The organism is Enterobacter sp. Taxon_8, from assembly GCF_058354585.1.
Genome location: NZ_CM177989.1, coordinates 1743925 through 1757620, shown reverse-complemented (window position 1 = coordinate 1757620; position 13696 = coordinate 1743925). Strand labels below are relative to the sequence as shown.

At 55.3% G+C, this 13696-nt stretch carries 13 protein-coding genes; 2 read left to right on the top strand and 11 right to left on the bottom strand.

The genetic code is table 11. The features are described 5' to 3' along the window. Positions 1-10: 10 nt before the first annotated feature. The 5 genes from AC4IBF_RS08320 to AC4IBF_RS08300 are packed head-to-tail and all read right to left on the bottom strand — an operon-like array spanning position 11 to position 5235. Positions 11-973: a Csu type fimbrial protein gene (locus tag AC4IBF_RS08320; protein ID WP_136195785.1), complete on the bottom strand. Its 963-nt coding sequence runs from the start codon at positions 971-973 to the stop codon at positions 11-13. Then, complete coding sequence (locus AC4IBF_RS08315) at positions 970-3354, bottom strand: fimbria/pilus outer membrane usher protein (RefSeq protein ID WP_136195786.1); 2385 nt, start codon at positions 3352-3354, stop codon at positions 970-972. Before AC4IBF_RS08315 ends, AC4IBF_RS08320 begins: the two co-directional genes overlap by 4 nt. After that, positions 3330-4085 (bottom strand): fimbrial biogenesis chaperone, encoded by a 756-nt coding sequence (locus AC4IBF_RS08310; protein WP_136195787.1) that lies wholly within the window; start codon positions 4083-4085, stop codon positions 3330-3332. The genes AC4IBF_RS08315 and AC4IBF_RS08310 overlap by 25 nt, the downstream gene beginning before the upstream one ends. A gap of 16 nt (positions 4086-4101) precedes the next feature. Beyond that, on the bottom strand, positions 4102-4650 hold the full coding sequence (locus AC4IBF_RS08305) for a Csu type fimbrial protein (protein ID WP_111964834.1): 549 nt from the start codon (positions 4648-4650) through the stop codon (positions 4102-4104). 12 nt (positions 4651-4662) lie between these two features. Next, positions 4663-5235, bottom strand: coding sequence for a Csu type fimbrial protein (locus AC4IBF_RS08300; RefSeq protein WP_115875706.1), 573 nt, complete (start codon positions 5233-5235; stop codon positions 4663-4665). Between the two features lie 430 nt (positions 5236-5665). Here AC4IBF_RS08300 and AC4IBF_RS08295 point away from each other — a divergent pair, with 430 nt between their 5' ends. Then, on the top strand, positions 5666-6931 hold the full coding sequence (locus AC4IBF_RS08295; protein ID WP_111964836.1) for a dicarboxylate/amino acid:cation symporter: 1266 nt from the start codon (positions 5666-5668) through the stop codon (positions 6929-6931). Between the two features lie 104 nt (positions 6932-7035). Here AC4IBF_RS08295 and cheW read toward each other — a convergent pair whose 3' ends face one another. From cheW to flhD, 6 genes are all read right to left on the bottom strand, one after another. Then, positions 7036-7539, bottom strand: coding sequence for a chemotaxis protein CheW (gene cheW, locus AC4IBF_RS08290; protein ID WP_023312262.1), 504 nt, complete (start codon positions 7537-7539; stop codon positions 7036-7038). A gap of 19 nt (positions 7540-7558) precedes the next feature. After that, positions 7559-9598, bottom strand: coding sequence for a chemotaxis protein CheA (gene cheA, locus AC4IBF_RS08285; RefSeq protein ID WP_127731482.1), 2040 nt, complete (start codon positions 9596-9598; stop codon positions 7559-7561). Between the two features lie 4 nt (positions 9599-9602). Then, positions 9603-10532 (bottom strand): flagellar motor protein MotB, encoded by a 930-nt coding sequence (gene motB / locus AC4IBF_RS08280; protein WP_028018604.1) that lies wholly within the window; start codon positions 10530-10532, stop codon positions 9603-9605. After that, on the bottom strand, positions 10529-11416 hold the full coding sequence (gene motA, locus AC4IBF_RS08275) for a flagellar motor stator protein MotA (RefSeq protein ID WP_008500417.1): 888 nt from the start codon (positions 11414-11416) through the stop codon (positions 10529-10531). The genes motB and motA overlap by 4 nt, the downstream gene beginning before the upstream one ends. Positions 11417-11539: 123 nt before the next feature. Further along, on the bottom strand, positions 11540-12118 hold the full coding sequence (gene flhC / locus AC4IBF_RS08270; protein ID WP_013096051.1) for a flagellar transcriptional regulator FlhC: 579 nt from the start codon (positions 12116-12118) through the stop codon (positions 11540-11542). Positions 12119-12120: 2 nt separating this feature from the next. Next, a complete protein-coding gene (flhD, locus tag AC4IBF_RS08265; RefSeq protein ID WP_008500415.1) occupies positions 12121-12471 on the bottom strand; it encodes a flagellar transcriptional regulator FlhD in 351 nt (116 codons plus the stop codon). A 794-nt stretch (positions 12472-13265) separates the two neighbouring features. Between flhD and uspC the strand changes: the two genes are divergently transcribed. After that, positions 13266-13694 carry a universal stress protein UspC gene (gene uspC / locus AC4IBF_RS08260; RefSeq protein WP_133294702.1) on the top strand — a complete coding sequence of 143 codons (429 nt, stop codon included), beginning with the start codon at positions 13266-13268 and terminating at the stop codon, positions 13692-13694. Positions 13695-13696: the final 2 nt, after the last annotated feature.

The window sequence follows — 13696 nt, the reverse complement described above, 5'->3', positions numbered from 1 at the left end:
AAGCGCGGGGTTAAAACGCCACGTCGACAATAAGCGTGTCGGTGTAGGTTCCGGCAGGAGGCGTGGCCTGACTGGTCAGGACTTTCGCGGTGTAGTTGTAGGTGCGCAGTAAACCGTCGGCACTTACCTGCGACGACGTCGCGCTGGACCAGCGCTCGCTGCCGCTGCCGCCCCAGCGGTTACCGGTGGCTTCCTTATAGATGTCGTAGCTCATGGCGTTACTGCCGCTCACCATGCGCCGCACGTTGTTCAGCGCGTTGGCACCGTTATTAATGCCGATGGTATACGTACTGCCTTTGGTACAGGTGACGGCAATCGCCTGCGAGACGGTAGGGAAACTTTGCACCAGCGCCGCGCTGTTGAAGTTGACGTCCGGCGTGGTCATGGCGCTGCAGTCGTTGGTGACGGTCATATCTAACAGGATGGTGGTTGTCGCGGTTCCCGTCTGATTGATTGTGCAAGCGCCGAGCGCGCCCACGGAGCAGACGCTGTAGTTAACGCTGAAGGTTAACTGCACCTGATATGGCCCGGCAGTCACGTTTTGCCCGGCGACGGTGCGGAAATAAAGCGGAATGTTGTACTGCTTTGATCCCAGTAACCCCAGCAGGGTATTCCCGCTCCAGGTATACGATTTACTTATCTGTACCTCGCTGCTGCTCGCGCACCCCGATAGCCCGCACAGCCGGGTGGGGATCACGTCGGTGATGGCCGCATTATCCGTGCGTTTCATCGTGGCCCGGCTGCTGCCCGAAACCGATGCCGCGGTGTAGGTCAGCGTTACCGAGTCGCTGGTCAGCAGATTCAACACGGCATCGCAGGCCACCACCAGCGTGCCGGTGGTTTGAACTTCCCCGGTTCCGCTGAGCGCGAACGAAGTGACGCTGCCAAACGACGCATTAACCGTACTGACGGTACACGCCGCCCAGCCGCCGCCGGAGAAAAGCAGCAGGATCAACAGCAGCAGGCGCGTCATGGCTCCTCCCGACAAATCAGCGGCCCGTAGGTTTTTAGCTTGTGCTCCGGATTGGCCCCCACGGTTAGGGTGGCCTTGCAGCGTTTACCGTCAGGTGCAGTCACCTCGAGCGGGTTCACATCGCTGAGATTTTCCAGCCATGCGATGCCGTCATACCCCACCACCGCATTGCTGCGCGAGACCCGTCGGACCTGGCTTCCCACCGGCAGCGCCTGGCCGCGCGCATCATGCAAAATGACGCTTGCCACCCGCTCCTGCTCCATCGGGAAATCGACCAGATAGCCGCTGTGGCGGCGGATCGCTATCCGCCGTTCGGTCTCTTTCAGACGGGTATCCGCCGGCAGATTCAGGGTATCAATCCGGTAGCTTGCCGGATAATACGCCGACACCCCGCTGATCAGCAGGTAGCCGTTATTATTGGTTTTACCGACGGGCTGGTTCTCATAGCTGACGGGCACATCCGGGTGGCCGTCGGTACTGATAACCACAAATGCATCGTTGATCTTATTCGCTGCAAACAGCTCGCCGTCCATCAGCACAATTGCGCCCATCGCCTCGCCCCACCAGGTCATGGTGTCCCTTTCGCCATAGCCGCCGCCCTGCAGCTCTATGTTGTTATTGCGCCAGCCCAGCGTAGCCTGTTGATAATCGCTGGATCTTGACTGGTTGGCCCAGGCCATGTTCCAGCTGAAACCGCCGTCAGAAGGCATAGAGTGGTTGTAGTTAATGCGCTGGGTACTGCCGGCATCCGGGGTATTTTCAACGGTGACGGCAGCGCTGTCGCGTGCCCCCAGCGGCACCTGCAGCGACAGCGCGACCGTCCAGTCTCCCCGCTGCTGGTCCCGGCTGCCGGCCAGGTAAATGCTGCTCGCCCCCCACAGGTTGCGGCTCCAGGAGAGATTGAGCAGCTCGGTTTTTTGACTGTCAAAACTCTCCACGCCGATCCAGGCCGCACCAACGTTGCCGTACTGCCCCAGATTGAAGGTCAGCGAATACTGGTCCGTATTACGGCTGAAGCTGGCGATGGGCTTATCGTTTTCGTCATATACCGTCGGCTGATCGTAGAGGGCCAGATTGCCAAAGCCGCGGTTGCGACGCGTGTGTTGAGTGGCGACGCTAAATTCGCTGGTACTGTACTGGTAACCCCAGTTGATTTGCCCGCCCGCATCCCCGCGCATGCGGCTCTGCGAGTAAGAGGTATTTACCACGCCAAACTGGCCGAGTTTTATTACCGTCCCCGCGCCACCCAGCGCCAGCTCCTGCGCCCCTTCTGCATGCCCTTCCAGCGTTAGCCAGTCCGTCACCCCGTAGCGATACGAGCCGCTGCCTGCCGCCGAGCCGTAGTCAAAATTCTTGATACCGTAATTACGCCGCAGGCTGCCGAGCGTCACTGCGCCGTCGCTCAGCCCTTGTTTAAGTAAGTCACTGGTGACGTAAAACGGGAGCGTGGTGCTTACCTGGCGTCCCAGCGCATCCGTTGTGACGAGTACCGCATCCCCGGCGCCGTTGATATAGGGTAAATTAGTCAGGGTGAAGGGGCCGGGCTGAAGCTGGGTCGAACCGGAGCGATAGCCGTTGATAAAAAGATCGACCGAGGTGGGAACCGCGGCTTCCCCTGCGAACTCGGGCAGCGGCCATGTCACCAGGTCAGGTCGCAGGGAGAAATCCCGCCCTACGCTTACGCCCCCCATCCGCACGCTGGAGCTCCAGCTCAGGGCATCGCTGATCACGTCCCCGACGCTCCAGCTCATCGCGTCATCTTCGTGAGTGAACAGCAGGGTCGTATCATAGCGGACATACCCTTCCTGCTGGCCGTCATTACCGGTGAAATTTTCCCGCGCGTAACCGGTGGAGGAAAACGAGCCGTTCTCGTTGAAGTAGCGGAACTCATGCCAGAGCGACGCCTGACCGCCGATATGTTCCGTGTGGTTAGTGTAGAGATCGTAATTCAACAGCGCCCCGCGGCCAAAGTGCGGTTTGGCCTGCGCCGTTTGCCCGCTAAAAGACGTCACGCGGGCCGTCACCCAGTCACGGGGCACGGTCAGCAGCAGGCGCTGCGCGGCGCTGTCATACTCGACCCGAACCTGAGCAAGCGAGGAGAGATTCACCTCTCCGGTAGGAACATGCGCCGGGGGCAGCCCCGCGCGCAGCAAATCGGCGCTTGAGATAAAGAAAGCGCCTTTACGCTGCGTTACGGGCACGACCAGACCGGTATCGTAGTGGTTCAGCACGAGGGCAAGCTGGAAAACCGCTTCATCATTTATCGTCTGCGCCTGCGGAGGCGGCGGCAAACTGTCGTCGCCGGGCTCGGCCAGGGTCGCGGAACTGACGCAAAGCAGTATCATCATCGCCGGCTTCAGTTGACGGGCGTCGACTGCCATTGTGCGTCCCTGGCATTAATCTGTGCGCTCATCCGCTCTGGCTGACGAACGCCAGCGGGTATGGGCCAGCTGCGGGTGCTGCCCGGGAGGACGTAACCCAGTAGTCCTTCCGCTACCGTGCGTTTCTGCCCTCCCTGCTCCAGCGTCACCTGGCTCAGCCTGACATGGACATCCCCCCGATTTCTGACCTCCAGCACAGGCTGCCCCTCCGCGCGCGTCACACGCCAGCTCAGGTTTTGGGTTTCCGCCAGCGCGTGATGCGCGCCCTCTTTGATGGTTCGGACCCCCTGTCCATACACGAACAGAGGGATGGAGTAACGCATCTGCAATTTGAGGCCGATGGTGGGTTCGGCTTTTGCATCAGGCTGGGGGATTTCATCTACGATAATCCGGTAAGCCTGTTCGACGCCCGCGGGAACCGCAGCCTGTTTGATAAGGCGAATAAGCTGCTTGCTGCCTGTGCCAATCGTGACGATGGGCGGGCTGGCGACCACGTCCTGCTGCGAGGTATATCGCTCGTGTCCGTCCTCCTGCTTCCAGCGCACGATGCGGACCTGCATCGTCGTGGCGCTGTTTCCCTGGTTCTGGATCCACAGTTCAGTGGCGTTGGCGTCCGCAGCAAGCCACGGGTCGATAGGCCAGAGCAGAATGGTGGCTGCCGCCTGCGCCTGGCCGGCAACCGCCATTCCCAACGCGCCCGCCAGACAAACGGGTCTGAAAAATGGCTTCATCAACACTCTCCCTTTATTACCATGACAAGGTCACGGTGAGCTGATCGGAATAGGTTCCCGCCGGGCTAAACCCGGTCAGTAGCGCCACGCCAAAAAGCGGTAGCGCAATGTTATTGCTGTTGGTATAGGTCACCGGTATCGCCTGGTTGACGCCAATTTCACTGTTTGCGGCCAGCGAGCTGCTGCTGTAGAGCCGGTATGGCACCAGCTCTGTTCCACCGGACCGCTTCATGCGGCGAACGGATGAATAATTCTGGCCGCCATTAATGCTCATGCTCAGCGACACGCCCGGCGTACAGGCGATAGACAACGCCCCGTTTGGCACAAAGCTGGTGCTGACCGGCGCGCTCTCAACGCCGTTATGGCTGCCAAAATCCAGCGTACCGAGAAGCCCTCCGCTACCGGTGGCCACCGCGCACCCCGGAACAATCGTCGCGCTGACCTTAAAGGACTGGGATGTCACCGCATCCGCTGCGGGCATCATGAGCAATCCGGCGATCAGCGCGAAAAAAGGCTGCACGATTCCCTCTGCGCGATTGCGCAGACCAGTAAGAGTTGCCTTCATGGCGGTGCAGGGCTAATAGGTGACGCTGACGTTTATCGTGTCGGTGTAGGTGCCCGGGACGACCGTCACGCTGTTACCGCCGCCGGTAATACGTCCGTAGAGGGTGTAACTGTCCACCCCTCCCGCCGTAGAGGCGATCGGCAACGCGGCGTTATTGGCAATCACGCTGTTAAACCCGCTATCGCTGTACAGGCTGTATGCCACACCCTGAGCCGCGTTGGCGGTGTTAACCAGATAGCGCGCAGGTGTTCCCGGGGTGCCGACAACGGTGCCGGGGGCGGTAGAGTTGGTGTTGCCGGTGATCGCCACCGTATAGCTGGCGGTTGTACATTGAATGGTGAAGGTGTTTCCGCCGCTGGCGCCGGTTAGCTGCGTGGTCAGAGTGGAAAACGTTGCGGGATGGGTACCGAAATCCAGTGTCCCGAAGTTAATGCCGTTTTGCGTGGGCGATCCGTTTATCAGACAACCATTCGTGAGCGTCAGCGTCGCCCCGATGGTGCCGCTGCTGGTAACGGCCAGCGCCTGATGGACCGTTGCCGCAGTCAGTAAGGTGCCTGCGCAGATCAAAAGGAGTTTTCTTTTCATTTACCGCCCTCCAGAAGACGTCTCCGTTCCCTTGCCACGTTTTATTTTTGTCGTTCAAGATGTTAGCCCCGCTTAATGTTCCTCTGAGGGGGGTTATTGAGAATTTAGTTTACGGATATCGCTTCGACCACCTGCCATACAACGCATAAGCCATATGTCTTATTGACTAATTTTCCCTATAAATAACAGAGAGTTAAATTAAAGTAAGCAGCAATTTTATTATATGTGAAGAGAATATATCCATTAAAGTGTGACGGCGATCACAATATATCGTCTGCACATTAACAACAAAATTAATAAAACTTAAAAAGGAGTTGTATCCCCCTACACTTTGCGTCAATTTATGTGCCGAATAATTTCCTGCGTCGTAATAAAAAATTTATATGTATCGACGCGGGCTACATCTGAAGCGCATAGAGGGTCTTTTTTCGTGGCAAGTGCAAACAAACTCACACTCTTCATCGTGATATTCATGCTGGCGGGTATTCTTTCAGGGGCAGCAATTCATGAGTATGCATCTGCGGATGCCATCAAAGCCTGGTCGGATAATATTACCCTTCTGACCGATATTTTCCTCCGTCTGATTAAAATGGTCATTGCACCGTTGGTCTTTAGTACGCTCACCGTTGGCATTATGAAGCTGGGCGAAACTTCCACCATTGGCCGCGTCGGCGGTAAAGCGATGGTGTGGTTTATCAGTTCATCCGTGCTCTCTATTCTGGTCGGACTGTTTATCGTCACGCTGGAGCATCCGGGGAGCGGTCTGAACCTGACGATCCCTACCGAGGCGGTAGATACCGGTCTGGCCGTTGGAGGCATGACGCTGAAAGCGTTCCTGTCGCACACCATTCCAACCAGTATCGCAGGGGCGATGTCAAACAATGAGATCCTGCAGATTGTGGTGTTCTCGATGTTCTTCGGCATTGGCGGCGCGTCGCTGGGACAGAAATTCAACGCCCCGCTGGTGGCCGCGCTGGATGTGGTTTCCCATATCATGCTGAAGGTAACAGGTTACGTGATGTACGTTGCGCCGCTGGCTATTTTCGCGGCGATTTCCTCCGTCATTGCCACGCAGGGTCTGGGCATTCTGCTGAACTACGCCTCGTTTATTGGTGGCTACTATGTTGCCATTCTTCTTACCTGCATGGTGCTGCTGGCCGTGGGTTACATGGTGCTGAAAAAAGAGGTGTTTCGCCTGGTCAGCATGCTGAAAGACCCTGTTCTGGTGGCGTTTACCACCAGCAGCTCTGAAGCCGCCTATCCTAAAACGCTGGAACAGCTGGAGCGCTTTGGCTGCTCGCGCAACATCGCCTCTTTCGTTCTGCCGATTGGCTACTCCTTCAACCTGGTGGGTTCGATGGTGTACTGCTCATTCGCCTCGATGTTTATCGCGCAGGCATACAACATTCACCTCAGCTTCTCTGAAGTGACGGTGCTGATGCTGACTCTGATGCTGGCGTCGAAAGGGATTGCAGGCGTACCGCGTTCTTCCCTGGTGGTGCTGGCAGCAACCATTCCGAGCTTTAATATTCCGGTGGCGGGTATTCTGCTCCTCATGGGGATCGACCACTTCCTGGATATGGGCCGTTCCGCAATTAACGTTCTGGGGAATGGTATTGCGACCGCGATGCTGTCGCAGAATGAAGGTGCGCGGGAAGCGGACGCTGAAGCTGAGCTGGTAAAGCAGGAAGCGTAAGGTGAAAAAAAGGGTGAAGCCTGATGGCTTCACCCCAGCCCTCACCCTGTGGATGAGGGAGCAAATACAAAAAACGGCAACCTCGGTTGCCGTTTTGCATTTACTTACGCGACGTGACTCGCGGCGATGTCCAGCAGCGCCATCTCATCGCTGTTCAGCAGCTTCTCAATGTTCACCAGAATCAGCATACGCTCGCCGAGCGCGCCCAGTCCGGTCAGATATTCGGTCGACAGCGTGACCGCAAACTCCGGTGCAGGACGAATTTGGTCAGAGGTCAGGGAAAGCACATCAGATACGCCATCCACCACGATACCTACTACGCGCTGCCCCAGATTCAGAACGATCACCACGGTGTTGTCGTCGTAGTCAACGTCGCCCTGGCTGAACTTCACGCGCAGGTCCACGATTGGCACAATGACGCCACGCAGGTTGGTGACACCTTTAATAAACGCAGGCGTGTTAGCGATGCGGGTAACCTGGTCGTAACCACGGATTTCCTGCACTTTAAGGATATCGATGCCGTACTCCTCATCGCCTAAAGTGAATACCAGGAATTCCTGCCCTGATGGCTCGCCCGCCAGTTTCGTTACATTACTCATACCGGTCATGTTATTACCTTCTACTTAATCAGGCGGCTGTGTACGCCACACGTTGTTCACGATTTAATCCCTGAAGCGCCGACACGTCGACGATCAGCGCCACGCTACCATCACCCAGAATGGTGGCGGCAGAAATACCCGGCACTTTGCGGTAGTTGCTTTCGAGGTTCTTCACCACCACCTGGTGCTGACCAATCAGCTGATCGACCAGCAGCGCGTAGCGGCGGCCCGCGCTTTGCAGGATCACAACGATGCCCTGCGTGGCCTCGGTCTTCGCCCCGTCCACTTCGAACACTTTCCACAGTTCCACCAGCGGCAGGTACTCACCGCGCACTTCGAGGACGCGCTCGCCGCCCGCCAGCGGATGCAGATCTTCTTCACGCGGCTGCAGGGATTCCATCACGGCGTTCAGCGGCAGGATAAAGACTTCGTCCGCCACTTTGACCGACATCCCGTCGAGGATCGCCAGCGTCAGCGGCAGCAGGATGCGAATGGTGGTGCCGGACCCCTGTTTAGACTGGATCTCAACGTGGCCGCCCATCTCCTGGATGTTACGTTTCACCACGTCCATGCCAACGCCGCGTCCGGAGACGTCGGTCACCTGCTCCGCGGTAGAGAAGCCCGGCGCGAAGATCAGCATGCCCACTTCTTCGTCGGTCATGTTTTCATTGACCGCCATCCCCTGCGAAATCGCTTTTGCCAGGATGCGCTCGCGGTTAAGACCCGCGCCGTCGTCGGTCACTTCGATGCAGATGTTTCCGCCCTGGTGTTCCGCAGAGAGGATCAGGTTTCCGACCGGGGATTTACCGGCGGCAATGCGGTTTTCCGGCAGTTCGATCCCGTGGTCGAGGCTGTTACGCACCAGGTGCGTTAACGGGTCAATAATGCGCTCGATCAGGCTCTTATCCAGTTCGGTTGAGCTGCCCATCAGGGTCAGTTCAATTTGTTTGTTCAGCTTGCTGGCAAGGTCGCGGACCAGACGCGGGAAGCGGCTGAAGACATATTCCATCGGCATCATACGGATGGACATGACCGATTCCTGCAGGTCGCGGGCGTTACGCTGCAGCTGACCCATGCTGGTAATCAGGTCGCCGTGCGTGACCGGATCCAGTTCGTTAGAACGTTGCGCCAGCATCGACTGGGTGATCACCAGTTCGCCAACCAGGTTAATCAGCTGGTCAACCTTCTCAACGGCAACGCGGATACTGGTTGACTCGCTGGAGCGAGCGGCAGGTTTCTCACCACGTCCACCGGGTGCCGCAGCCTCTTTTGGTACGGCCTTCAGCGCCGGGGCCGCAGGTGCCACAGCCGGTGCGGCGGCCTGAGCCACAACAGCCACCTCTTCCGCAGCGGCAGGGGCGTCAACCGCAGCAGTTTCGGTTTCGAAGGCAATCTGGTCAGCTTCAATCACGAAGCACAACACCGCTACGATATCGTCCTGGCCAATACCGTCATCAAGCGTCGCGGCCAGGCTGTCTTTGCCTTTTACCACGTTGCTTAACTTCGCCAGGTTGCCCAGCTCTTCTTCCAGCAGGTTAACTTCATTCTCTTTGAGGCGTGACAGCACAACGCGCAGTTTTCCCGCCTGTGCAGCGGCTGGCGCGGCCTCATCGACAGCAACCGCATCGACAACGCTCAGTTTCGCCGCAGGGACAACGGCTGCAGCGACCTCACCTTTTGCTTCCAGGGCGAGCTGGCGCAGCGCATTGCAGATATATTCAAAGCTGGCGGCATCAGGCTCTGCCGAACTTTTATAGGCGTCGAGCTGTTCCTGCATAATATCTTTGGTTTCCAAAAACAGGTTGATAATGTCGGTATTGAGCTGCATCTCACCGCGTCGTGCTTCATCAAGCAGGTTTTCCATTAAATGGGTCGTTTCCTGCAGGATGGTAAATCCAAACGTTCCGGCTCCGCCTTTAATCGAGTGCGCCGCACGGAAGATGGCATTGAGCTGCTCGGAGTCCGGTGCTTCGGGCACCAAATCGAGCAAGTGTTGCTCCATATCGGCCAACAATTCGTCGGCTTCATCAAAGAATGTCTGGTAAAAATCGCTAATATCCATGCTCACGCTATCACCTCGGATTGGCTGGTGGCGATGTTGGAACGGCAGCCGAAGGAACGGCCCCAGGCTGTTTTAAATCGTCCAGTGACTCATTCTGACTTTCGGCGTTTTCATGCAGGATGGCCTGCTCCGCCTGCTGGTTCAGCACTAAAAGACTGATACGACGGTTGATGGCATCATCCGGCCCGCGGTCGGAAACGCGCATGGTTGCGGCCATGCCGACTACGCGCAGTACCTTGCCATCATCAAGCCCACCTGCCACCAGCTCGCGACGCGAGGCGTTGGCACGATCGGCAGAAAGCTCCCAGTTGCTGTATCCCTTCTCCCCACTGGCGTACGGGAAATCATCCGTGTGTCCTGACAGGCTGATTCGGTTAGGAATGCCGTTCAGCACCGGTGCAATGGCACGCAGAATGTCGCGCATATACGGTTCGACTTCCGCACTCCCGGTTTTAAACATGGGGCGGTTCTGGCTATCGATAATCTGAATACGCAGCCCTTCCTGCACCAGGTCGATCTTCAGATGCGGGCGCAGCGCGCGCAGTTTCGGATCTGCTTCAATCAGCTGATCGAGATCGCCACGCAGTTTCTTCAGGCGCGCCTGCTCCATCTTTCTTTTCAGCTCGTCGATGTTCGGCTCTTTTTTCACCTCACCCTTCTGCTGGGTGTAATCATCGCCGCCGCCCGGGATCGGGCTGTCGCTGTTAGAGATACGCGGCCCGCCGGCTACCGCCGTTGCCAGCGGCGTGCGGAAATATTCGGCAATCTGGATCAGTTCTTTTGGGCTGGAGATGGAGATCAGCCACATCACCAGAAAGAACGCCATCATTGCCGTCATAAAGTCGGCGTACGCAATTTTCCACGAGCCGTGTGCGCCATGCCCGCCGCCCTTGTGCTTGCGTTTTTTTACGATGACGATCGGATGGGACTGGTTTTTCATGCGTCCTCAGTTGTCGTCTGTTGGTTTGGGTTTTTCACCGCACGCACGTGTTCTTCAAGCTCGATAAACGACGGACGCTCGCTGGAGTAAAGCGTTTTACGGCCAAACTCAACCGCGATCGGTGGCGCGTAACCGTTGAGGTTAGAGAGCAGCGTAATCTTCACGCACTGCATCATTTTGGTGGTTTCGGCGCTCTTCTGGCGCAGAACGCTTGCCAGCGGAGAGATGAAGCCGTACGCCAGCAAAATACCGAGGAAGGTTCCCACCATCGCGTGGGCAATCAGCGCACCGAGCTCGGCTGCCGGACGGTCTGCCGAGGCCAGGGCGTGAACCACCCCCATCACCGCTGCAACGATACCGAATGCCGGAAGCGAGTCGCCGACCAGCGCCAGGCTATTGGCCGGCACTTCTGATTCGCTTTCGTGGGTTTCGATCTCTTCGTCCATCAGCGCTTCGATTTCGAAGGTATTCATGTTGCCGCTGATGATCAGTCGCAGATAGTCGACGATGAAATCCAGCATCATGGCGTCAGCAAGAATGCGCGGATAGCTGGCAAAAATTTCGCTCTCTTTCGGGTTTTCGATATCCCGTTCAAGCGAGAACATGCCCTGCTGACGCGACTTCGCCATCAGGCGATAGAGCAGTGCCAGCAGATCCATATACATGCTTTTCGTGTATTTCGAGCGACGGAACAGCAACGGAATTGCTTTCAGCGTGCCCTTAATCGATTTACCGTTGTTACCAACGATAAAAGCCCCTACCCCTGCGCCGCCGATGATAATAAGTTCAGCCGGTTGATAGAGTGCTCCAAGGTGCCCGCCGGTCATCATGTAACCGCCGAAAACTGTACCGAGAACTACCAGGTAACCTAATAAGATAAGCACGACATCATCCTTCCGCTAGTGACTATGGCAAGGATGTCCAGCTCGCAGCGTTGACCGATTGCGGGGTAAAAAAAAGCAGCGGTAATTGCTTACCGCTGCTGGAATCTTTCCCACACGTTCGGGTTAAACAGCCTGTTCGATCTGTTCATCCAGCAGTTGTGGAATAATATCGGCAGCATCCCGGGAAAGTTTACGTCTTTTTACTGCGCGGGATGGAGGCTGACATAAACTACAGGCGAAGCTGCCTGCAGGTTGATGAGCATGGGTAATAAAATTGCCATCGCAGCAGTTGCAGCGCGACAGTTCAAGCATTCCGCTCTCAACAAAACGCACCAGCGTCCATGCGCGGGTCAGCGCCAGCAGAGGGCCTTCTTCCTGCTGTGGGCATTGTTCAAGGTAAAGTTTGTATGCTTTGATCACGGCGTCAACGCCGCTACACAAACCGGTTTTGAGAAGATACTGCCAGGCATTACAGAACATGGAAGCGTGAATATTCTGCTCCCACGTCATAAACCAGTCGGTAGAAAACGGCAGCATGCCTTTCGGCGGGGGACTACCACGTAACTCTTTGTACAGTTTGATGAGACGACCACGGCTCAGCTGAGTCTCGCTTTCCAGCATTTGTAAACGAGCACCCAGTGTAATCAGCTCCATGGCCAACTGTATGTCACGCGCTTCCTGAACAATGCTTTTCTCGCTCATTGCTAGGCCCTTTTCTTACGGGCTACGTCATCAGGCTGGCTGATTTCGTTAAGCAAGCGAGTGGAGAGAAGAATACCGGTATGGATCTGTTGAAGATCGTCCACACGGGACTCCTGCGTCAGACGCGTTATTGTCTGTGAATCATCGAAACGGAACTGGCAAACCAGTTGATTCGTTTCAGCCAGTTTAACCATCTGCGGGAGGGTTAAGCCGCCCAGCATGGTTGCCATTTCTTCGTTAATACCCAGACGAAACATCGCGGACGCCTTGTCCTGACTAATCAAACGCTGCGCGAGCAGTAAATACGACAAATTGATGTCATAGATATGTTTTAGCAACTCGGATGTATGCATTGTTCCCATCCCGAATAACCAACTATTATTTTTATGCGGAAAGACCGCACCCCGTGATGTCGCCGGGAAATCACCCGGTATAAAAAAGAAAAGGCTAAATGCATAGTTGAATTTAGGTTTGTATTCACTGAAACCGTAAGAGAGAAACCGCGAATGCGTCTCTTACATGATTTATCATTTCTTACAAATAACTAAGATTTTTCCTAATTCGACGCAAACTCTACTCGTCAGTTTTGCCACATACAATCCAGCTACCCTCAAATTTAAAAAAAATGTGATCTGCGTCACACAATTTAAGTGAATATGACCCATAAATCCATCAGTATGACTTGTAATTTGCTCACTTATTAGCCAATTGGAACTATTTTGTATTCTTAAATGACGAATACTCATGCAGATGGCTTAAAAGAACTGGCACGTTACATGCTTGCTCTGTCATGAACCTCTGTCTGAAACATTCACGCCAGTTGACTCTGCGTAAAACATTTTTCTTACCGTGAAAAAACAGAGAGTTATGAGGGCAGTCTCAAAACACTGTTTCACACTGAAATTATTAGAAATGACTTTGTAACGCTTAAGAAGGATTAAACATTGAAAACATGCATTTGTGTGATGTTCGTTAAGTTGTTAATTTTTTTCATTTAGGCGCATTTTTCAGTTATTCTTCTAATAAGAATAATTAATGAATAATTATGATAAGCTTCACACTAATGTCGCATTCAGCTCTTGCAGAAGTGGAGATTTCGCGGTAAAGGTGGTTAAACGCTGTCTTTCAGACATCTAAGGAGTGCGCCATGAGTTACTCCCATCTTCTTGTTTCCGTAGCAGTTTCTCCCGAAAGCCATCAGCTCGTCGCCAGAGCCGTTTCCATTGCCAGGCCCCACAATGCCCGCATCAGCCTTATTACACTGGCCGCAGAGCCTGAGATGTATAATCAGCTGGCTGCCCCCATGCTGGAGGATATTCGTGAGGTTCTGCAGGAAGAAACGCAGCAATTTCTGCGTGAATTAGTGGAAAAGGCACAATATCCGGTTTATGAGACAATTATTGCGACCGGGGAGCTTAACGCCCATATTCTCGACATGTGTCACAAACAAAATATTGATTTAGTGATTTGCGGGAATCATAACCACAGCTTTTTTTCGCGCGCAGCCTGCGCGGCGAAATCTATTGTCGCATCAAGCCAGGTCGATGTTCTGTTAGTGCCGCTTGGGGGGAATTAACC